This window comes from Streptomyces sp. Tu 3180 (genome assembly GCF_009852415.1).
Lineage (GTDB): Bacteria > Actinomycetota > Actinomycetes > Streptomycetales > Streptomycetaceae > Streptomyces.
Genome location: NZ_WOXS01000002.1, coordinates 7,896,979 through 7,917,905 on the forward strand (window position 1 = coordinate 7,896,979; position 20,927 = coordinate 7,917,905).

A 20,927-nucleotide genomic window follows, 5' to 3' on the forward strand; every position below is an offset into this window, starting at 1 on the left:
CGGGCCACCCGAGGCGAGGGGCGTCACCCATCGTGACCGGCGGTTCTCGTCGCCGGGCCGTCCGTCCCCGGGCCGCGCGCGGCCGTCCCCCGCGGCCCGCGCGCGGCCCTCCCCCCGGCGCGCGGCCCGTCCCCCGACCGCCGCGCGCGTTTTGTGACCGGGCCACCCCGGACCCCGGCCCGCCGGCCTCATTCGGCCAGTGCGCGGGCCAGCTCCGTCGTGGCGCGGGCGATCTCGGTGTCCTGCTCGGCCATCAGCCGGTTCAGCTCGCCGCGCCGGGAGCGCACCGCCTGCCGGGCCGCCCGCTCCCACACCACCGGGTTCTCCCGGTGGTTGAGGAGCTTGGGGTACGCGGCGGCGGTGCTCTCCCACTGCCGGGCGTCGGCGATGGCCTTGAGCAGCCGGATGATCCGGGCCCGGCAGGTGACGTGCGGCAACTGGGCCAGTTCCCAGAGGAAGGGGACCGTGGCGGCGGTCGCCTGTTCCGTGACGAAGCCGTACTGGCAGATCCGTTTCCGCAGGTCCTCCAGGGCGGCCCGAGCCGTGTCGGCGTCCCCCCAGGCGATGCCGTTGAGCAGCAGGGGGATGGCCGCCGCCGATCCGGTGGAGTCCTGGATGTCGCCCCACGGCACGCGGGACAGCGCCGTGAGGGGTGTGGTCCGTGCCACTCCGGTGGGGGACGTGTGGCGCACAGGGCGCTCGCTGCTCGGCTGCTGTGTCGAAGCGCTGCGCATGGCGTGGGTGCCTTTCCGCGGCAGTCGTGTCAGGTGGGCGGGTGGACCGACAACCGGGCCCACACCGTCTTGCCCGCCGGCGGGGTGGGGGTCCAGCCCCACGCCTCGGACAGGGCGTCGACGATGCACAGCCCCCGGCCGTGCTCCTCCAGGGCGGAGCCGGTGCCGGGGACGTGGACGGGCGGGTGGTCGTCGGGGTCGGAGACGGCGAGCAGCAGATGCGCCGGTTCCAGGCGGAACCCGAGCCGGACGCCCGGCGCCCCCGCGCACCGCGGTGCCGCGTGCGTCACGGCGTTGGTGGTGAGCTCGGTGACCACGAGGGCGGCGTCGTCGCAGCGGTGGCCGAGCGACCAGACGCGCAGGGTGTCACGGGTGAAGGACCGCGCGCGGGCGAGCCCCTCGCGGCTGCATTCGACGCGCAGCGTCGCCGACACGGTGCCGGCCGTCTCCGGTATCGGGTGCGGCTCCCCGTACGGCGCCGCCGTGGGCAGGTCGTACGGGAGCGCCGCGGCGGTGCCGGGGCCACCTGTCCGTGCCGCGACCACGGTCGGCGGCCGGAGTGCTGGATGCGCAGGTGATGACACGGCATCTCCCCGATGCGACGTCAGGACGGGGCGTCAGCACGGGGGTTGACGCCGCAGCTATTATCCACGCTGACAGCGCTCGCGTGCAATTGCACGAGAAATTGCGCGAAATGGGGGACGGGGCGGGTGCGGCCGACGGGGCACGGCCCGTCCCGGACGAACGGCCGGGCCCCGTGCGCGGCGCGACACGTGAACAGCAAGGAGAGTGCGGTGCCAGGAGTGCGGAACGGAGTGCGGGCCAGCCAGCTGGACGTCCGCTGGGTCAAGAGCCGGCACAGCAACGCCGAGGGCAACTGTGTCGAGGTGGCCCCGCTGACCGACGGGGAGATAGCGATGCGCAACTCCCGCGACCCCGACGGGCCCGCCCTGGTCTACACGGCCGCGGAGCTGGCGGCGTTCCTCGCCGGCGCGAAGGACGGCGAGTTCGACCACCTGGTCTGAGCCCGCGGGCGTCGGTGGTTCGGGTCGGCGCCGGAGAGGCGGAAGCGCGACTCCCCACTTCTTCACGACTTCCGCACGCGGCCGCGGTGCGACAGGATGAGGTGCGATAGTGTGAATCGCCCTTGTGTCGGTCTGCTGGGAGTCAGGATGTCCGCCGCGTCGCATCGCATCTCCCGTCTGGAACCCTATCTGGACAGGCCCGAGCCGGCTCCGACCCTGCTGAAGATGCTGGTCGGCGTGCAGCTCGCAGGCTTCCGCGAGGACGCCGGGCTGGCCCAGGACCAGGCGGCGCGCGCCGTCGGCTTCAGCGCCGCGAAGCTGTCCCGCATCGAGTCCGGCAAGGGCCGCCGCCCGCCGACCGAGAGCGACGTCCGGGCCCTGCTGGAGCTGTACGGCACCGACGACTACGAGGCTTCGGTCCTGCTCAGACTGCTGCGGCGGGCCGGAGAGCCGGGCTGGTGGCAGCGGTACGACAAGAGGCTGATGCCCGAGTGGTTCGACCGTCTGGTCGGCCTCCAGGAGGCCGCCGCCACCATCCGCACCTTCGAGATCCAGTACGTCCCCGGCCTGCTGCAGACCGCCGCGTACACCCGCGCGGTGGTCGAGCGCGGCCTGCCGAACGCCCCGGCGAGCGAGGTGCAGCGCAGGGTCGAACTGCGCATGCAGCGCGCTCGGTTGCTGCTGCGGGAGGGCGCCCCGCAGCTGTGGGCCGTCATCGACGAGTCGGTCCTGCTGCGTGTCCTGGGCGGCTCCGGGGTGATGCGCGAACAGCTCGAGCACCTGGTCAGGATGGCCGAGCGGCCCAACGTGACGGTGCAGATCGTCCCGCTGGACGTGACGAACGCCTCGGCTCCCGCCATCCCGGTGACGTACCTGCGCTTCGGCGGTCTCGACCTGCCCGACGTGGTCTACCTGGAGCACATCAGGAGCGCCAACTTCCTCGAGGACCGCGACGAGACGGAGGAGTACCGGATCGCGCTGGACCGCCTCGCCGACGAGGCCCTCAAGCCCCGCGAATCCGTGGACCTGCTGCGCAGGACGATGCGGGAGCGCTACTCCGCGCCGTAGCGGCGGCGCGTGGACGGGTGACGCCCCTCGCCGGGCCCGGGGGCCGGCCGGGAGGCCGGCGCCTCGGGCTACCGGGGGATCCGCCCCACGCCGCCGAACTCGATCCACTCCTGGGTGAGCTGACGGGGCGCCACCTCGGTGTCCGGACGCCAGGTGGACACCTCCACCAGACCCGGCTCCAGGATCTCCAGGCCCTCGAAGTACGACTCGACGTCCTGCTCCCGGCGTACGCGGCCCCAGTGCCCCTGGGTCGCCTGGGCCATGAAGTCGGTGACGAACTTCCGGACCTCGGGATCCTCGCTGACCAGCTGGCACATCACCATGAAGCTGCCCGGCGCCAGCCTCTCGCGCACCCGGCGGGCGAGGGCGAGCGGGCCGTCGGTGTCGCTGTCCGGGATGCAGTGGAACACCGAGTTGAACAGCACGCACACCGGCTCCGAGAAGTCGATCAGGCGCCGGGTCTCGGGGTGGCCGAAGATCTCGTCGGTCTCGCGCATGTCGGCCTGGATGACCGCGGTGCGCTCGTCCTGCTCCAGCAGGGCGCGGCCGTGGACCAGCACCATCGGGTCGTTGTCGACGTACACCACGCGGGCGGTCGGGTCGATGCGCTGCGCGACCTGGTGGACGTTGTCCTGGGTGGGCAGGCCGGAACCGTGGTCGAGGTACTGCCGTATGCCGTACTCCTGCGTGAGGGTGCGGACCACCCGCTGGAGGAAGCGCCGGTTGTTCAGGGCCAGGCGGCGCGTGCTGGGCACCACCTTGTCGAGTTCCTCGGTCGCGGCGCGGTCCGCCGCGTAGTTGTCCTTGCCGCCCAGGTAGTAGTCGTACATGCGCGCGGCCGTCGGCACGGTGGCGTCGATCTCGGTGGACAGCTGCTTACCCGTGTGCATCGTTCCCCCTGCGGAGTACCGCGCCAACTCGACTGGCCGGACAGGGAGTACATCCTAGGGAGCGCCGAGCGGCCCGTGCCAGTCCGTCGGTGAACGTGGGCGCGGACGAACGATGCGCCGGCGGTGGACGGTCGCAGAGGGCGTTCGCGCGGGTGCCGAGCGTGACGGGTCGGGTTCCGGGGAGGCCGGTCCCCGTGGACGTCTGCGCGGGCGCCTGTGCCCCGCTATCGTCGGTTTCGTCCGGCTGGGCCGGCCGCCGACGAGGCGGCGGCCGGCCCGTTCGCTCCCCGGGAGGCACGCATGGACGACTACTACGACCTCGGCACCTACGGCCGGCCCGTGACGACCTCCTCCGCCGAAGCCCAACTCTGGTTCGACCGGGGGCTGATGTGGACCTACGCGTTCAACCACGAGGAGGCCGTCGCCTGCTTCCAGAAGGCGGCCGCGGCCGACCCCGACTGCGCCATGGCCCACTGGGGCATCGCCTACGCCCTCGGCCCGAACTACAACAAGCCCTGGGAGGCCTTCGACGGCGACGAACTCGTCACCACCGTCGCCCGCACGCACGACGCGGTGGAGCGGGCGTACCGGAAGGCCGCGCGCGCCACCCCCGTCGAGCGGGCCCTGGTCGGGGCGCTGCGCGCCCGCTACCCGCAGTCACGGGTGACGGAGGACTGCTCGGTGTGGAACGAGCCCTACGCGGACCGGATGCGCGAGGTGTACGCGAGCGCCCCCGGTGATCCGGACGTGGCCGCGCTCTGCGCCGACGCCCTGATGAACCTCACCCCCTGGCAGCTGTGGGACCTGAGGACCGGCCGCCCGGCCGACGGCGCCCGCACCCTGGAGGCCAAGGCGGTGCTCGACGCCGCGCTCGCCACCGACGCCGGCGCCCGGCACCCCGGGATCCTGCACCTGTACATCCACCTGATGGAGATGTCCCCCACGCCGGAAGCGGCCCTCACCGTCGCCGACCGGCTGCGCGGAGCCGTCCCCGACGCCGGGCACCTGAACCACATGCCCTCACACCTGGAAGTGCTGTGCGGCGACTACCGCCGGGTCGTCTCGGACAACACCCTCGCCGTCGCGGCCGACGAGAAGTACCTCGAGCGCGCCGGCGCCATGAACTTCTACACCCTCTACCGCGCCCACAACCACCACTTCAGGATCTACGGCGCCATGTTCGCCGGACAGTCGGGGGTCGCCCTGGACGCCGCCGCACGGCTCGAGGCCGCCGTCCCCGAGGAACTGCTCCGCGTGCAGAGCCCGCCCATGGCCGACTGGCTCGAGGGGCTCCTCGCGATGCGCGTGCACGTCCTGATCCGCTTCGGCCGCTGGGACGACGTCCTGGCGCTGCCGTTCCCGGCCGACCCGGAACTGCACTGCGTGACCACCGCCATGCTCCACTACGCCCGTGGCGTCGCCCTCTCCGCGACCGGCGCCACGGACCGGGCCGAGAGGGAACGGGAGGACTTCCGCGCGGCCGTGAGCCGTGTCCCCGAGACCCGCATGCTGTTCAACAACACCTGCCGCGACATCCTCGCCGTCGCGGCGGCGATGCTGGACGGCGAACTCGCCTACCGCAAGGGCGACCACGACGCCGCCTTCGCCGCGCTGGAGCGGTCCGTCGAACTGGACGACGACCTGCCCTACGACGAACCCTGGGGCTGGATGCAGCCCACCCGGCACGCCTACGGCGCACTGCTGCTGGAACAGGGCCGCGTGGAGGAGGCCGAGGCGGTCTACCGCGCGGACCTCGGCCTCGACGCGACCCTGCCCCGGCCCCTGCAACATCCCGGGAACGTCTGGGCGTTGCACGGATTCCACGAGTGCCTGCTGCGCACCGGAAAGACGGACCAGGCCGCGATCGTGGCCCAACAGCTCAAGCAGGCCGCCGCGTTGGCCGACGTGCCGATCGAGGCGTCCTGCTTCTGCCGCCTGGAGGCCTACCCCGTCACCGCGGACCGGGACGACTGCCACTGCCACTGAGCCCCGGCCGGGCCCCGCACCCGTCCGGCGGTCGTGGTGTCCGTCGTCTCTTCGCCGCGCGGGGGTACGCGGCCCGCCGGCCGCGGGCGGCCGGCGGGGCGGTCTCAGTCGGCCGCGGCTTCCGCCCGGCGCCGGGGTCCCGACTCCACGACGGTCTGGAACGTCTTCATGCAGGGGAAGCAGTGCCGGTCCGTCGCATGCCGCCGGCGGGACTCCTCCTGCTTCTCCAATCCGCACAGCGTGGACCTCCTGTCAGGGGTGAGGACATGCCACACCGGCTCCCCCGAAGTGTCTGCACCGCACCACATCTCGTGCATTCCCAGCTCCCTCCGGGTAGGCATGGAGACCGCTTCCATACGAACACGGCGCGGCCCGGGAGGGCTCGCCCGGACGGCCACTCGGGTGACGCGCGGGGCCGGGATGCGCATCCGCCGTCCCGGCCGGATCCTGGAAGGATGACGAAGGCGCCGATCGGGGTACACCCGCCGCTCGGGTCGGGTGGACGGCGTGTGACCGTGCGCGGTGAGATCGTCGGCCTCGCGAACTCCGACCGGGACGTGGTGGAGCTCCTGCGGCGGGCCGGGCTGCCGCAGGGCGAGCGGCTGCTGGACGATCCGGCCTGGGTGAAGTGGATCGGCGGCCGGGCCCACGTCTACGACGCGGCGTGACGGGCCGGGCCCGCCCGGCCGGAACGGCCGCGACGGCCGGGACGCACCCCGGCCGGTCCGGAGGCCGTGAGGTCCTGCGCGCGTGACGCGTACCGGAAACGTGACACGTACCGGAGAACGGCACCCCTCGCCTCCACGCACCGCGGTCCCCGTCGGCGCCGACTCCGACGGGGACCGCGTCCGTTCGCCTGCCCCGTTCCCCCTCCGCACGCGGTGCGCGCCCGCCGGTGAACCGGCGGGCCGGCCGCCGCGCCGGCTCCTCGCGGACACCCCGGGCGGGCTCGCCGCCCGGTCCCGGGAGACGACCGGTTCCCGGGCCGGGGCACGTCCGTCCCCAAAGCCCTGATCCCGCCGCCCGGGCTCCGGTTCGGGGACCGCCCTCCTCCGGTTTCCGCGCCGCCCCGCGGCGGACGGGCCGTTGGGGAGGGGGCGCCGCCCGCGCCGCGCCGCGCGGGCGGCGCGTCCCCGTCTCCCGGACCGGCCCGCGCGGCGCGTCGCGGGAGACCGGTGAGATTGCCGATCCGCACCCCTCCCCTCCTCTCCGACAGTGGCACCGCCAGCCCATCGGCGGCGCCCCCGGCCGGGCACGGGCACCATCCCACGCCGTACTCCCGTGCACCGGCCGGCCGGGCGGTCCGCCGCGACAGAGAGGACCACTCGCCGTGCACCAGCACCCCCACACCGGCACCGACGGATCGACCGCGGGACCACGTGCGGTTCGCGCCGGACGGCGCAGGACCGGCCGGCTCGCCGGACTGGCCGCGGCGGTCACCGCCGTCGTCGGCCTCACCACCCTCAACGGCCCCGGCGCCCACGCGGCGGACAACCCCTACGAGCGCGGTCCGGCGCCGACCCAGTCCAGCATCGAGGCGCTGCGCGGCCCCTACGCCGTGTCGGAGCTGTCCGTCTCCTCGCTCTCGGTGACCGGTTTCGGCGGAGGCACCATCTACTACCCGACCAGCACCGCCGACGGCACCTTCGGCGCGATCGCCGTCTCACCGGGCTTCACCGCCTACCAGTCCTCCATCGCCTGGCTGGGCCCGCGCCTGGCCTCCCAGGGCTTCGTGGTCTTCACCATCGACACCAACACCACCCTCGACCAGCCCGACTCCCGCGGCGACCAGCTGCTCGCCGCGCTGGACTACCTCACCCAGCGCAGCGCGGTCCGCGGCCGCATCGACAGCAGCCGGCTCGGTGTCATGGGCCACTCCATGGGCGGCGGCGGCAGCCTCGAGGCCGCCAAGGACCGGCCCTCGCTCCAGGCCGCGATCCCGCTGACGCCCTGGAACCTCGACAAGAGCTGGCCCGAGGTCAGGACCCCCACCCTGATCTTCGGGGCCGACGGCGACACGGTCGCCCCGGTCTCCAGCCACGCCGAGCCCCTGTACTCGGGCCTGCCGTCCTCGCTGGACCGCGCCTACCTGGAACTGAACGGCGCCACCCACTTCACGCCCAACTCGTCGAACACGACGATCGCGAAGTACAGCATCTCGTGGCTGAAGCGGTTCATCGACAACGACACCCGCTACGAGCAGTTCCTGTGTCCGCTGCCGCGGCCGAGCCTGACGATCGAGGAGTCCCGGGGCAACTGCCCGCACACCTCCTGACGTCCGGCTGAGCCCGGCCGCACGACGACCCGGTGGCGGTCCGCGCACGACGCGGGCCGCCACCGGCGTTGTGCGCGTGCACCGCCGCCGGCCGCCCGCCCTGGGCCGCGGCACACTCCGCTTCTCCCCGCTTCTCCGACGCGTCGTGAAAACCGCCGGTGGTACGGCGGATGCGTCGTCCCGATGGTGTGGACGTACGCCTTCCACCTTTCCTTACGCGTGAGTAAGGTCGCGGGAATGACCGGACAGACGACCCCCGGACCCGCTCCGCTCCGGTACCGCCCGGGACCGCAGCGGCAGGAGATCGCCGGGCTGCTGGACGGGCTGCGCACCGACGGCGGCGTCCGCGTCGTGACCGGTGAACCCGGTTGCGGCCGCACGGCCTTCCTCGAGTTCGCCGCCCGCTCCTTCCGCGCCGGACCGGTGTGGCACGTGCGCGCCGACCCGGACCGGACCGGACGGCCCCACCACGGCCTGCACGCCCTGCTGCGCGCCGCCGGCCGCCCCGTGCAGCTCCCCGGAGACGGTACGGCGGGCGAGGTGCTGCTCGACGTCCTGCGCGCGGCGGCCGCCGCGTCCCCCCTCCTGGTGTGCGTGGACGACGTGCACCTGTGGGACGCCGCGTCGCGCGCCGCCCTGGGACACGCGGCCGCGCGGCTGCACGCGGCGGGCGGCCGGGCGGGGCTGCTCCTCAGCGTGCCCGGGCACCGGCCCGTCGGCCGGGAGACGGCGGGGCTGCCCGTGCTGCGCATCGCCCCGCTCACGCCCGGGGACGCGGCCGGTCTGGTCGACGACGTGACGGACGGCACCGTCGACCCGGCCGTGCGCGAGGAACTGGTGACGGAGGCGGAGGGCAACCCCGCGCTGCTGCTGGCACTGGTGCGCCGGCTGTCGCCCGCCCAGCTCCGCGGCCGCCGCCCGCTGCCCCGGCCGTTGGCCGACGCGGAGATCCTGACCGCGGTCGCCGGCGGGTGCCTGACCGGCGTACCGCCGGACCACGCCGACCTGCTCCTGGCGACGGCTGCCGCCGTGCGGGTGACCGGGGAGCCGGACGCCGACGCGGACCTCGTGCGAAGAGCGGCGGAGGAGGCCGGGGAGCGGGCGGCCGCACCGGACGCGGAAGCCGCCCCGTCCGCCGGGGCGCGGACCCGGGCGCCGTACGCCGCGGGGCCGTTGCCCGGGGCCCTCGCCCTGGTCGACGGCCGGCTGCGGTTCCGCAGCGCGCTGCTCGGCAGGGCGGTGTACGCCGGTGCGTCGCCCGAGCGGCGCCGGGCCGTGCACCACGCGCTGGCGGGGGGCCCGGCGGACCCGCGCGGTGTCCCGGCGCTGCTGCACCGCTCCTGGACGGTCACGGGCCCCGCCCCCGCCCTCGCGGCCGAACTCGCGGCGGCGGCGGCCGATCCGCGGGCCGCGCTGCCGCCCGGCCTGCGCCGCGCGGCGCACACGCGCGCCGCCGAACTGACGCCGGACGACGCCGAGCGCGCCCACCGGTACACGGCCGCCGCGCAGCAGGCCTTCCTCGCGGGGGACCCGTCCGAGGCCCTGCGGCTGCTCGACGCCGCCCGGAGCCGCCCGGTACCCGCGTCGGTGCGCGGGGGAGCGGAACTCCTGCGCGGCGCGGTGCTGCTGGCCGACGGCCCGGTGGACGACGCCCGCGAGTCCTTCCTGCTCGCCGCCGGCCTGCTGGCGGGACACAGCCGTGAGGAGGCCGGCACGGCGGGCCTGGGCGCGGCGGACGCGGCGTGGGCCGCGGGTGACGTGGCGGCCTGCCTCCGGGCGCTCGCCCCCGACGGCCCCCTCACGCACGAGCCCGCCCGCGTCCCCACCCCCCTTCCCGCCGCGGCCGCCGCCCACGCCGCGGACGCCTCCGCCGCCGGGGCCGCCTCACCCGGCCCCGGCCGCTCCGCCCTGCTGCGCGACCACCGCGACGGCATGCGCGCCGTGCTCCTGGGGCGCTTCGACCTGGCCGCCGCCCCGCTGCGGCGCGTGGTCGAGTGGGACCCGCCCGCCGACGAGCCCGAACGGCTGCTGGGTTCCGCCGCCGCGGCGCTCATGCTCGGCGAGGTGACCGCCGCACGCAGAACCGGCGCGCGGGCACTGGCGGCGGCCCGGACCCTCGGGTCCGCCGCCCTCGAACCGAAGGCGCTGGAGTACCTGGCCTACGCCGAGCTGCGGGCCGGCCGCCACCAGCTCGCACGCACCCACGCCGAGGAGGGGCTGCGCACCGCGCGGCGGACCGGGCAGCGGAACAGCGCCGCCCACCACCACGCGGTCCTGGCCCTCGCGGCGTCGATCGAGGGGGAGAGGGAGCTCGTCGCCGAGCACGCGGCGGCGGCCCTGCGCACGGCCCGGCGGCACGGACTGGCCCAGGCCGCCACGCTCGCGCAGTGGGCCCTGGCCCGTGCCGACCTGGGCGCGGGCCGCCCCCGGGAGGCCGCCGACCGGCTCGGACCGCTGGTGCGCCCCGGCGCGCGGCGCGGTCACTTCGCGGTGTGGATGCTCGCCGTCCCCTGCTTCGTGGAGGCCTCCGCGTTCGCCGGACGGCCCGAGCACGCCCGGACGGTGGTCGAGGACTTCGCCCTGTGGGCCGCGTGCGGGGCGGACCCGCAGGCTCCCGCCCAGCTCCTGCGCTGCCGCGCGCTGCTGGCCGCACCGGAGGACGCCGGCGAGCTGTACCTGCGCGCCCTGGACCGCCACGAGGAGACGGCCGGCGAGTTCGAGCGGGCGCGCACCGAGCTGCTCTACGGCAAGTGGCTGCGGCGCCGGCGCCGGCTGGGCGAGGCGCGCGCACGGCTCGGCGAGGCGCTGATGGGCTTCGAACACTGCGGCGCGCACCCGTGGGGGCAGCAGGCGGCGGCCGAACTGCGGGCCAACGGCGCCGCGCCGGGCGGGGCCGGGACCGGGCGGCCGCCTCGGGGCGGTCCGGGGGAGCTGTCCCGGCTGACGCCGCAGCAGCTGCGCATCGCACGGTGTGTCGCCGAGGGCGCCACCAACCGGGAGGTGGCCCTGAGGCTGTCCGTCAGCACCCGCACGGTCGACTACCACCTGCGGAACGTCTTCGCCACGCTCGGCGTCCGTTCCCGGGTCGAGCTGGCCCGGCTGGTCGAGCAGGCGGAAAAGACCGGTGCACGACTCTAGGGACCGACCGGACGGTATGCCATCCTTCGAGGCAGGACGAGTCAGGTGGCGGGCGGCCCACGGGCTCTCCGGCCGGCCGGGCGCCGGTACGGGGAGCCGCCGCGCGGGCGCCGCCGGGAAGCCGACCCTGGGGGAGATGCGCGATGCAACACGCCGTACGGCCACGTACCCTGCTCCGCCCCGGGCCCCTGCCCGCTCCGCGGACGCCGCGCGTGCGGTCGCTGATCGACGCCGACGCGCTGCGCGTGCTGCACCGGGCCGCCCGGGTGCTGCTGGACGACCTGCCCCAGCTCACCGACCGCCTGATCGCCCTCCTGCAGGAGCAGGAGCCCGCCTACCGGGCCGCCGTCGAGAAGGACCCCACCGCGACCTGGCAGGAGGCGCACCGCTCGCTGCGGCACAGCGTCTCCTCCCTGCTCGATCCACGGGGCGCCCGGGACGCGGCGCGCCGCTGCTCCTGGAAGATCGGTGCCGCACGCGCCGAGCAGGGGCTGCCGCTGGACGCGCTGCTGCACGCCTTCCGGCTGGGCGGCTCGCTGGTGTGGCAGGGCCTGGTCGACGAGACGTCCCGGGCGGCGCCCGAGGACGTACGGCTGCTGGTGCACGTGGCGTCCGACGTGTGGGACTTCGTCGACGAGCACTGCACCCTCGTGGCGGACGCCTACCGGCAGACCGAGCGGCAGCTGGCCTGGCGGCGGGAGAACAGGGTGCGCCTGCTCGCCGCGGCCCTGCTGGACGGCACGAGCCGCATCGGCGACCTGCCCGAGGCCGCGCAGGCACTGGACCTGCCGGAGCAGGGGCGGTACGCGGTCGTCGCGCTGGGCGGCGGCCGGCTCGCCGGTTGTCCGGGTGCCCGGGCGGTCCTCGGTCCGGGTGTGCGCGTGCACTGGCACGCGGGCGTGGAAACGGATTACGGCATCGTCCTGGTCGGGGACGGTGAGGAGGCGGTCGTGCCGGAGGAGCAGGCACCCGGGGCACGGGTGGGCGTCAGCAGCGCGGTCGAGGGCCTGGCCGCCGTCGGCGAGGCCCGCCGGCTGGCGGACACCGCGCTGAGCCTGGCCCCGGAGGAGGGCGGCACGGTCCGGCTGACCGACCACCTGCCCGAGGCGCTGGTGGTGTCGAGTCCCGAACTCGGTGCCGCCCTGGCCGACCGGCTGCTCGGCCCGCTGGCGCACCTCGAACCCGCCGACGCGGACGTCCTGCTGGACACCCTGGCCACCTGGCTGGCCTGCGACGGGTCCGCCCAGCGGGCGAGCCGCCACCTGTACTGCCACCGCAACACCGTCCTCAACCGCCTCCGCCGCTACGAGCAGCTGACGGGCCGCTGCCTCTCCCGCCCGTCCGACCTGGTCGAGGTCAGCCTCGCCCTGACGGCCCGCAGACTCCTCGGCCGCTGACGACCGGGCGCCCCCTGAGGACGGGCGGGGCCGGGCGGGCCCGTGGGGCGCCACCGGGCCGTTCCCGCCGCACCGCCTGGGCACCCGCACAACCCCCGCCCGTCCCCGTTGGTACGCCGCAGCGAGCGGACCCGGAAGCCTGTACCGCCCCACCGCGCCCGTGCTGTCGTGAGCTCCCCTTCACCCCGAAGCCGTCGCCGCCCCGGGCGGTACGGCCCCGAGGAGCCGCGATGCCCGAAGCACCACCGGACGAGCCGGCCGCGCTGCACGTCGAGAACGTCGACGTGACGTACGGACGCGCCGTGTCCGCCCTCCGATCCGTGTCCCTGACCGTGCCGCACGGCGCCGTCGTCGCCCTGCTCGGCGCCAACGGCGCCGGCAAGACGACCCTGCTGCGGGCCGTGTCCGGCACGCTGCGCCTGCACCGCGGCGCGATCACGGCCGGCCGCGTCCGCTACGGCGAGACGGTGCTCGACGGCAGGGACCCCGTCGCGGCGGTACGCGCCGGAGTCGTCCAGGTCCCCGAGGGCCGGCGGGTGTTCGCCGGACTCTCGGTCGACGAGAACCTGCGCTCCGGCGGGCTCGGGCTCGGCCGGCGCGGGCGCGTCCAGGTCCAGGAGGCCCGCGACCGCGTCTTCGCGCTCTTCCCGCGGCTCGCCGAACGCACCCACCAGGCCGCCGGACTGCTGTCCGGGGGCGAACAGCAGATGCTCGCCATCGGCCGCGCCCTGATGGCCGCCCCGCGCCTGCTGCTCCTCGACGAGCCCTCCCTGGGCCTCGCCCCGCAGATGGTGCACCGCATCGCCGAGGTGATCCGCGAGATCAACGCCCAGGGCACCGCCGTGCTCCTGGTCGAGCAGAACGCGGGCATGGCCCTCTCCCTGGCCGACCACGCCCACGTCCTGGAGGTCGGGGAGACCCGCCTGTCCGGTCCCGCCGCGGAACTCGCCCGCACCGACGCCGTACGCCGCCTCTACCTGGGCGAGTCGGCCGAGGACCAGGGGGCCGCGTGAACGACCGCACCCCCGCCGCGCCGCCCGTGCTCGACGTACGGGACGTCACCGTGCGCTTCGCCGGCCTCACCGCCCTCGACGGCGTCTCCTTCACCGTCGCCCCCGGCTCGGTGCACGCGCTCATCGGCCCCAACGGCGCCGGCAAGTCGACCTGCTTCAACGTGCTGTCCGGCCTGTGCCGGCCGGCCGCCGGGGCGGTGACGCTCGGTGACACCGAGCTGACCCGGCTCGCCCCGCACCGCATCGCCGCGCTCGGCGTGGCCCGCACCTTCCAGAACATCGTCACCACCCACGGCACGGTCGCCGACAACCTGATGCTCGGCCGCCACGCCCTGTCCCGCGCCGGTTTCGCGGCGAGCGCGCTACGGCTGCCGGGCGCCCGGCGCGAACAGCGCGAGCACCTCGGACGGGCCCGCGAGATCGCCGAACTGACCGGTCTCGGTGCCCACTTCGACAGCCCCGTCGCGCTGCTGTCGTACGGCGACCGCAAGCGCGTCGAACTCGCCCGCGCCCTCTGCCTGGAGCCCCGTGTGCTGCTCCTCGACGAACCCGTGGCCGGCATGAACGCCGCCGAACGCGCCCGCACCGCCGAGGTCGTGGCCCAACTGCGCGCCGAACTCGGCCTGTCCGTCGTCCTGGTGGAACACGACATGGGCCTGGTCATGCGCCTCGCCGACGACGTGACCGTGCTCGACTTCGGCCGGCCCATCGCCCACGGCACCCCCGACGAGGTCCGCCGGGACCCCGAGGTGCTGCGCGCCTACCTCGGCACCGGCACCCCGGGGGAGGAGGCGGCATGACCGGGTTCCTGGACAACGTCCTCGGCGGCCTGGCGCTCGGCGCGGTCTACGCGCTCGTCGCCCTCGGCTTCGTCGTCATCTTCAAGGCCTCCGGCGTCCTCAACTTCGCCCACGGCTCCCTGCTGTTGCTCGGCGGCTACCTGATCGCCGTCCTGCACGACGACCTCGGCTTCGCCGGAGCGCTCGCGCTGGCGGTCCTCACCACGGCCGCCCTCGCGGGCGCCCTCGACCGCTTCCTGCTGCAACGCGGCGGCCAGGACGCGCACTCCGCCCACGTGCAGACCATCGTCACCATCGGCGTCGACATCGTCCTGTTCACCGATCTGGCCCGGCGCATCGGCGGCGACCTGCTGTCCCTGGGCGACCCCTGGGGCGACTCGGTGACCGAGCTCGGGCCGGTGACCGTCGCCGACAGCCGGCTCGCCGCGATCGTGGTGTCGGCCGTCGTCATCGGCGCGGTGTTCGCGCTCTTCCGCTTCACCTCCTGGGGGCTGTCCCTGCGGGCGGCGGCGGAGGACCTGGAGGCCGCCGCCCTCATGGGCGTACGGCTCGGGCGGGTGCGGGCGGGCGCCTGGTGCCTGGCGGGCGCGCTCGCCGCGCTGGCCGCGGTGTTCCTCGCCGCGTTCCCGGCGCCCGGACTGGAGCGCACCACCGGCCAGATCGCGCTGAACGCCTTCCCGGCCGCGATCCTCGGCGGACTGGCCTCCCCGGCCGGCGCCCTCGCGGGGAGCCTGCTCATCGGCCTCACCGAGGCGCTCGTCGTCGGTCACCAGTCCGACCTGCACGTCCTCGGCGAGGGGTTCGGTGACGTCGCCCCGTACGCCGTGATGCTGCTGGTGCTCCTGGTGCGGCCCACCGGGCTGTTCGGCGCGAAGGGAGCGGCCCGTGTCTGACCGTCTCACCGGCGCCCTGACGCGCCGCCGGGCCGCGATCCCGCTGCTCGCCGTGGTGCTGTGCCTGCCGCCGTTCTACCTGGACGCCTTCTGGCTGCGGATCGGCCTGTTCTCCATGGCGGCGGCCATCGGCGCCGTCGGCCTCGCCCTGCTCACCGGGACCGCGGGGCAGCTCTCCCTCGGCCACGCCTTCTTCCTCGCCGTGGGGGCCTACGGCTACGCCTATCTGGCGGGCGAGCCCGGACCGGGACTGCCACCGGCCGTCGCCGCCGTCCTCGCGGTGCTGCTCGCCGGAGCGGCGGGCGGGCTGTTCAGCCCCGTCGCCGCCCGGGTCAAGGGCATCTACCTGGGCATCGCCACCCTCGCGCTGGTCTTCCTCGGCCACCACGTGCTGCTGACCACGGACTCCGTCACCGGCGGCTTCAACGGCCGCTCCGTGCCCCCGCTGACCCTCGGCGGCTTCACCTTCGGCGCGGACGACCCGCGACTGACCGTGCTCGGCGTGCCGTTCGGCGCGGAGGAACGGCTGTGGTTCCTGGGCCTGGCGCTGTTCGCCCTCACCTGGTTCACCGCCCGCGGCCTGCTGCGCTCACGCCCCGGCCGGGCACTCGCCGCCCTGCGCGACAGCGAGACCGCGGCCGCGGTGATGGGCGTCGACGTCGCCCGGCACCGCTCGGCGGCCTTCGTGGTGTCGTCCATGTACGCCGGGCTGGCGGGAGTGCTCCTGGCGCTCGCCTTCCGCCGCGTCGTCCCGGACTACTTCTCCCTGGCACTCTCCGTCGACTACCTCGCCATGATCGTCATCGGCGGCCTGGGCTCGGCCGCCGGAGCGACCGCGGGCGCCGTCTTCGTCACCGCGCTGCCGCTGCTCATGACCCGCTACGCCGACCAGCTCCCGCTGGTCACCGCGCCCGGGTCGGCCGAGGGCGCCGTGGGCCCCACCGAGGCCGCCCGCTACCTCTACGGCGCCGCGATCGTCCTCGTCCTGCTGTACGCGCCCGACGGCCTGCACGGCCTGGCCCGCCGGGCCCGGGACCGCGCACGGCGCCGCCGGCCCCGCACCCCCGCCACCGATCCCGTCCCCGCGCCCCCGCAACCGGACGCAGCCGCACGACCCAAGGAGCACACCCCGTGAACACCACGCACCACAACCGCCGCAACCGGCGCCGTACCACCGGGACCGTCCTCGCCGGCACCCTCGCCCTGCTGCTCGCGGCCACCGGATGCAGCTCCAAGGCGGAGGGCGGCGACGGGGGCGGCGACTCGGCCGACGGCGTCCGCACCGGCCCCGGCGTCGGCGCCGACACCATCAGACTGGGCGCCCTCACCGACCTGACCGGCCCCTACGCGACCCTCGGCAAGAGCATCGTGCAGGCCCAGCAGATGTGGGCCGACGAGGTCAACGCCGAGGGCGGCATCTGCGACCGCAAGGTGGAGATCGTCGTCAAGGACCACGGCTACGACGTGCAGAAGGCGGTCACCGCCTACGCCGACATCGCCCCCGACGTGGTCGCCCTGCCCCAGGTCATCGGGTCCCCGGTGGTCGCGGCGCTGCTGGACGACATCGAGCGCGACGGGATGCTCACCTTCCCGCAGGCCTGGGCGGCCTCCCTGCTCGGCAAGGACGCCATCCAGGTGCTGGGCACCACCTACGACGTCGACATGATCGCCGCGGTCGACTTCCTCACCCGGACGAAGGGCCTGAAGAAGGGCGACACGATCGGCCACGTCTACTTCGAGGGCGACTACGGCGCCAACGCGCTGGAGGGATCCACCTGGGCGGCGCGGAAGGCGGGCCTGAAGGTGGTCGGCCAGAAGATCAAGGCGACGGACACCGACCTGTCCGCGCAGGTCTCGGCCCTGCGCAAGGAAGGCGTGAAGGCCGTCCTGATCAGCGCCGGTCCCGCGCAGACGGCCTCCCTGGTCGGCGTCGCGGCCTCCCGCGGCCTGCGCGTCCCGGTCGTCAGCAGCGCCCCCGGCTTCGCGCCCCAGCTGATGAAGACCCCCGCGGCGCCGGCCCTGGCGGGCATGCTGAACGTGGTGAGCGCCGCGCCCGCGGTCAGCTCCGAACTGCCGGGCGTGAAGCGCATGGTGGCGGCGTACGAGAAGAAGTACCCGGGCTCGCCCGTCGACTCCGGCGTGCTGTCCGGCTACAACGCCGCACAGCTCATGGGCGCCGGCCTGAAGAAGGCCTGCGAGGCGGGCGGGCTCACCCGTGAGGACGTCGTCAAGGCGCACCGCTCCCAGAAGAACGCCGACACCGGCCTCGGCACGGCGCAGAACTTCTCCGACACCGACCGGCCCGCGAGCGTCGAGACGTATGTGCTCAAGCCCGACGCGAAGGCGGTCGGCGGCGTGGTGAACGCCGAGGACGCGCACACGGCCCCGGGCGTCGAGGAGTACCTGTCCTCGCGGTAGGGGGAACGGCGCGACCGGAACGCCCCGGCGGAACCCGAGAGGGGGACGCCGGGGCGTTCGCGCGCACGGCCCGCGGCCGGATCGCCCGGCGCTCGCCGCGCTCACCCGGCGCGCCGGCACGGTCACACCCTCGACCGGGCGGTCCTCGGGCCGTTCGCCGGGGCCGCGGTCCTCGGCGCCCGGGACGGCGGACGCCTGTCGGCCGAGGGGTCCGGGGCGGCACTGCGGCGCGTCTTCACCGTGCTGCTGCCGGTGGTGGCCGCGTTCGTGCTGATCGAGGCGGTGGTGTGATGCGCACCGGAGGGCGAACCCGCCGTCCGGGTCCTCACGCCAGCGACAGGAACAGCTTCTCCAGCCGGGCGCGCATCTCCTCGGCGTCCTCGCCGTTCCCGCGGCCGGACTCGATGTCGGCCACGCACTGCTGCAGTCCCGTGGCGATGATCGCGAACCCGGCCCGGTCCAGCGCGCGGGAGGCGGCGGCGAGCTGCGTGACGACCTCCTCGCAGTCGCGTCCCTCCTCGATCATCCGGATCACCCCGGAGATCTGGCCCTGCGCCCGGCGCAGCCGGTTCAGCACGGCCTTCAGACTCGCACCCTCGAGCTCCAGCTCCACGACCACTCCTCGGTGAATACCCCTCGGGGTATGGTGCGTCCCGCTGCGGGACGGCGTCGACCAGCAAGGATCAAGGATCGCATCAGCCGTGACCGTTCCCCTCACCCCCACCGCCCTCGGCACCGACCGGGCCGGCGCCCGGCTGCACGAACTCACCGTCGTCGACGTGCGCACGCCCGGCGAGTACGCCTCCGGTCGTCTGCCCGGCGCCCTGAACCTCCCCCTCGACCGCGTCCGGCGAGCCCTGCCCGCACTGCGCGACGCCGCTGGAGCTTGGAACGCCAGGTCCGCCTCACCGCCGGCGCGCCGGTCCTCCTCGGCCTGGTCCTCGGTCTCCTCGTCCATCCCGCCTCCCGGCTCCTCTCCGCCGGTGCCGCGGCCGGTCCGGTCCTCTCCGCGCTCACCGGCACGTGCGGCATGGCGGTCCTGCTCGGAAGGCCGCCCCGCGACCGGCCGCGCACGGCGGACCTGGACGCCGCCCCGGCGGCCCTGCGCGAGCGCCGAGGGGCGGGCGGGCAGGGCCGGGAATGCGCCGCTCCGCCCCGGCGTTGCACTCCCCGTGAGTGACATGCCACCAACAACCGGTGGATGTCCGGGTGCCACGGAAGGAGACCGTCCATGACGAACAGGGGTGCGCGCCCGGTCGTGACACTGAGGTCGACGGCGGGGACCGGCGTGACGTACACGACCCGGAAGAACCGCCTGAACGACCCCGACCGGCTGGTCCTGCGCAAGTACGACCCGGTGGCCCGGGAACACGTCGTGTTCCGCGAGACCCGCTGACCCGCGGACGCCCGGTCCACCCCCGATCCCGAGGAGAGCACGGCCATGAAGGTGCGCGCGTCGTTGCGCTCGCTGAAGTCGAGGCCCGGGGCGCAGATCGTGCGCCGGCGGGGCACCGTCTTCGTGATCGACAAGAAGGAACCGCGCTTCAAGGCCCGCCAGGGCTGACGAACCGCCGGTGCGCCGGCCGGGCCCGGTCTCCCGCTTCGGCGGGGACCGGGCCCGGCCCGTGCCCAGGGGTCAGTCGGCCACCGCCTCCGGGTCGCGGTCGGACGCCGGCCAGACGTAGGGCAGGTCGTCCGGTTCACCGGGGAAGAGCTCCCCGTAGAAGGCCGGGTCCTTGCGCACCAGCGCCGAGCGGTGACTGCGGTGCAGGGCGTCGTCCCCGAGCCAGGGCGGCAGCTCACCGGCCCGGTCCAGCTCCGGCTGGTCGCGCACCGGCAGCCCGGGCCGGACGGCGGCGAGATCGGCGACGAGCGTGGCGGCGCAGCTGTCCTGGTGGCCCCGGTCGCGCCAGACCCGGCAGATCTCCAGGCCGTAGCGCACCAGCGCCTCCTCGTAGCCGGTCCACATGCGCACCGCCGGATGCCGCCGCCAGCCGTAGCCGGGGACGGTCAGACCGCGCAGCACCTGGAGCGCCTCGACCCGCTGCTTGCCGAGCCGGCGCCGGTCGAGCACCAGGGCCGACGCGCAGAAGTCGGGATACGGCAGGAACGTCTGCATGGGGCCGTCCGGACGGTGGAGGGTGCCGTGGCCTCGGAGCGAGGCTCACCGCACGTGGTTCCCCTTCTCCGGCGGCGCACACCCGCGCGGGTCAGCCGAGGTTGCCCAGCCTCGCCTCACGCCACAGGTCGACACCGCCGTCGGTGGCGTGGGTGTCGATCTCGGCCAGTTCCTCGTCGCTGAAGTCGAGGTTCTCCAGCGCGGCGACGTTCTGCTCCAGCTGCTCGGTGCGGGACGCGCCGATGACCAGCGAGGTCACGCGCGGGTCCCGCAGGGCCCAGGCCAGCGCCATCTGGGCGAGGGTCTGCCCGCGACGGGATGCGATGCCGTCGAGGGCGCGGAGGCGGCGCAGCATGTCGTCCGTCAGCCAGGCGGTGTCGAACGACTTGCCCGCCGCGGCCCGCGAGTCCCGCGGGACGCCGTCCAGGTAGCGCCCGGTCAGCAGGCCCTGGGCGAGCGCGGTGAAGCCGATGATCCCGAAGCCCTCCTCCTGGGCCACGTCCAGCAGCCCCTCCGTCTCGATCCAGCGGTTCAGCATGTTGTACGACGGCTGGTGGATCAGCAGCGGGGTCCCGAGGTCCCGCAGGATGCCCACCGCCTCGCGGGTGCGCTCGGCGTCGTAGGAGGAGATGCCGACGTAGAGCGCCTTGCCCTGGCGGACCGCGGTGTCGAGCGCGCCCATGGTCTCCTCGAGCGGAGTGGTGGCGTCGAGGCGGTGGGAGTAGAAGATGTCCACGTACTCCAGCCCCATGCGCTTCAGGGACTGGTCCAGCGAGGCGAGCAGGTACTTGCGGGAGCCGCCGCCCTGGCCGTAGGGGCCGGGCCACATGTCCCAGCCGGCCTTGGTGGAGATCACCAGCTCGTCCCGGTACGGGGCGAGGTCCTGCTTCATCAGCCGGCCGAAGTTGATCTCGGCGGCGCCGTAGGGCGGACCGTAGTTGTTCGCCAGGTCGTGGTGGGTGATGCCGAGGTCGAAGGCGCGCAGGGCGATCTCGCGCTGGGTCTCGAAGGGCCGGTCGTCGCCGAAGTTGTGCCAGTAGCCCAGGGACAGCAGGGGGAGGTCGAGCCCCGAGCGGCCGGTGCGCCGGTAGCGCATGGTGCCGTCGTAGCGCTCGGGATGGGGGACGTGGTTCATCGGGTCGTCTCCGGTGGTGCGATCAGGGGGGTCCCG

The 20,927-nt window shown here is 74.9% G+C and carries 20 protein-coding genes and 1 pseudogene; 15 read left to right on the forward strand and 6 right to left on the reverse strand.

The features are described from left to right. Positions 1-188: 188 nt before the first annotated feature. Together GL259_RS35555 and GL259_RS35560 are read right to left on the reverse strand one after the other, a co-directional pair. Positions 189-734 (reverse strand): hypothetical protein, encoded by a 546-nt coding sequence (locus tag GL259_RS35555; RefSeq protein WP_208026560.1) that lies wholly within the window; start codon positions 732-734, stop codon positions 189-191. A 29-nt stretch (positions 735-763) separates the two neighbouring features. After that, positions 764-1,318, reverse strand: a complete 555-nt coding sequence (locus GL259_RS35560) for an ATP-binding protein (RefSeq protein ID WP_166461605.1) — start codon at positions 1,316-1,318, stop codon at positions 764-766. 210 nt (positions 1,319-1,528) lie between these two features. Between GL259_RS35560 and GL259_RS35565 the strand changes: the two genes are divergently transcribed. Both GL259_RS35565 and GL259_RS35570 read left to right on the forward strand, forming a co-directional pair. Next, positions 1,529-1,759 carry a DUF397 domain-containing protein gene (locus GL259_RS35565; RefSeq protein WP_159537674.1) on the forward strand — a complete coding sequence of 77 codons (231 nt, stop codon included), beginning with the start codon at positions 1,529-1,531 and terminating at the stop codon, positions 1,757-1,759. A 147-nt stretch (positions 1,760-1,906) separates the two neighbouring features. Further along, positions 1,907-2,827 carry a helix-turn-helix transcriptional regulator gene (locus GL259_RS35570; RefSeq protein WP_159537675.1) on the forward strand — a complete coding sequence of 307 codons (921 nt, stop codon included), beginning with the start codon at positions 1,907-1,909 and terminating at the stop codon, positions 2,825-2,827. A gap of 68 nt (positions 2,828-2,895) precedes the next feature. On the opposite strand, the gene GL259_RS35575 is transcribed toward GL259_RS35570, so the two are convergent. Beyond that, the gene (locus GL259_RS35575) at positions 2,896-3,717 is read right to left on the reverse strand and encodes an SAM-dependent methyltransferase (RefSeq protein ID WP_159537676.1); all 822 of its coding nucleotides are present in this window, start codon (positions 3,715-3,717) and stop codon (positions 2,896-2,898) included. A gap of 300 nt (positions 3,718-4,017) precedes the next feature. Between GL259_RS35575 and GL259_RS35580 the strand changes: the two genes are divergently transcribed. The 10 genes from GL259_RS35580 (at position 4,018) to GL259_RS35625 (ending at position 17,637) form a co-directional block, all read left to right on the forward strand. Beyond that, complete coding sequence (locus GL259_RS35580; protein WP_159537677.1) at positions 4,018-5,703, forward strand: hypothetical protein; 1,686 nt, start codon at positions 4,018-4,020, stop codon at positions 5,701-5,703. Positions 5,704-6,158: 455 nt separating this feature from the next. Continuing rightward, positions 6,159-6,371: a hypothetical protein gene (locus GL259_RS35585; protein ID WP_159537678.1), complete on the forward strand. Its 213-nt coding sequence runs from the start codon at positions 6,159-6,161 to the stop codon at positions 6,369-6,371. A 662-nt stretch (positions 6,372-7,033) separates the two neighbouring features. Next, entirely contained in the window at positions 7,034-7,978 is a 945-nt protein-coding gene (locus GL259_RS35590; protein WP_159537679.1) for an alpha/beta hydrolase, read from the forward strand. Positions 7,979-8,215: 237 nt separating this feature from the next. Further along, positions 8,216-11,116 carry a helix-turn-helix transcriptional regulator gene (locus GL259_RS35595; protein WP_159537680.1) on the forward strand — a complete coding sequence of 967 codons (2,901 nt, stop codon included), beginning with the start codon at positions 8,216-8,218 and terminating at the stop codon, positions 11,114-11,116. Positions 11,117-11,259: 143 nt separating this feature from the next. Then, a complete protein-coding gene (locus tag GL259_RS35600; protein ID WP_159537682.1) occupies positions 11,260-12,513 on the forward strand; it encodes a helix-turn-helix domain-containing protein in 1,254 nt (417 codons plus the stop codon). Between the two features lie 230 nt (positions 12,514-12,743). Further along, on the forward strand, positions 12,744-13,526 hold the full coding sequence (locus GL259_RS35605; protein WP_159537684.1) for an ABC transporter ATP-binding protein: 783 nt from the start codon (positions 12,744-12,746) through the stop codon (positions 13,524-13,526). After that, positions 13,523-14,326, forward strand: coding sequence for an ABC transporter ATP-binding protein (locus tag GL259_RS35610; protein ID WP_159537686.1), 804 nt, complete (start codon positions 13,523-13,525; stop codon positions 14,324-14,326). The genes GL259_RS35605 and GL259_RS35610 overlap by 4 nt, the downstream gene beginning before the upstream one ends. After that, complete coding sequence (locus GL259_RS35615) at positions 14,323-15,219, forward strand: branched-chain amino acid ABC transporter permease (protein ID WP_159537689.1); 897 nt, start codon at positions 14,323-14,325, stop codon at positions 15,217-15,219. The genes GL259_RS35610 and GL259_RS35615 overlap by 4 nt, the downstream gene beginning before the upstream one ends. Further along, entirely contained in the window at positions 15,212-16,354 is a 1,143-nt protein-coding gene (locus tag GL259_RS35620; RefSeq protein WP_159537691.1) for a branched-chain amino acid ABC transporter permease, read from the forward strand. The genes GL259_RS35615 and GL259_RS35620 overlap by 8 nt, the downstream gene beginning before the upstream one ends. Continuing rightward, positions 16,351-17,637 (forward strand): ABC transporter substrate-binding protein, encoded by a 1,287-nt coding sequence (locus GL259_RS35625; RefSeq protein WP_159537693.1) that lies wholly within the window; start codon positions 16,351-16,353, stop codon positions 17,635-17,637. The genes GL259_RS35620 and GL259_RS35625 overlap by 4 nt, the downstream gene beginning before the upstream one ends. Positions 17,638-17,962: 325 nt before the next feature. On the opposite strand, the gene GL259_RS35630 is transcribed toward GL259_RS35625, so the two are convergent. Beyond that, the gene (locus GL259_RS35630) at positions 17,963-18,250 is read right to left on the reverse strand and encodes a metal-sensitive transcriptional regulator (protein WP_159537695.1); all 288 of its coding nucleotides are present in this window, start codon (positions 18,248-18,250) and stop codon (positions 17,963-17,965) included. An 88-nt stretch (positions 18,251-18,338) separates the two neighbouring features. Between GL259_RS35630 and GL259_RS35635 the strand changes: the two are divergent. The 3 genes and pseudogenes from GL259_RS35635 to ykgO all read left to right on the forward strand — a co-directional run bounded on the left by GL259_RS35635 (position 18,339) and on the right by ykgO (position 19,201). Continuing rightward, positions 18,339-18,817: pseudogene (locus GL259_RS35635) on the forward strand (rhodanese-like domain-containing protein). 51 nt (positions 18,818-18,868) lie between these two features. After that, positions 18,869-19,033 (forward strand): 50S ribosomal protein L33, encoded by a 165-nt coding sequence (rpmG, locus tag GL259_RS35640; protein WP_159537697.1) that lies wholly within the window; start codon positions 18,869-18,871, stop codon positions 19,031-19,033. Between the two features lie 45 nt (positions 19,034-19,078). Next, on the forward strand, positions 19,079-19,201 hold the full coding sequence (gene ykgO, locus GL259_RS35645; RefSeq protein WP_159537699.1) for a type B 50S ribosomal protein L36: 123 nt from the start codon (positions 19,079-19,081) through the stop codon (positions 19,199-19,201). Positions 19,202-19,273: 72 nt separating this feature from the next. On the opposite strand, the gene GL259_RS35650 is transcribed toward ykgO, so the two are convergent. Both GL259_RS35650 and mgrA read right to left on the reverse strand, forming a co-directional pair. Further along, a complete protein-coding gene (locus GL259_RS35650; protein WP_159537701.1) occupies positions 19,274-19,756 on the reverse strand; it encodes an MSMEG_6728 family protein in 483 nt (160 codons plus the stop codon). A gap of 91 nt (positions 19,757-19,847) precedes the next feature. After that, entirely contained in the window at positions 19,848-20,891 is a 1,044-nt protein-coding gene (gene mgrA, locus GL259_RS35655; RefSeq protein WP_159537703.1) for an L-glyceraldehyde 3-phosphate reductase, read from the reverse strand. Positions 20,892-20,927: the final 36 nt, after the last annotated feature.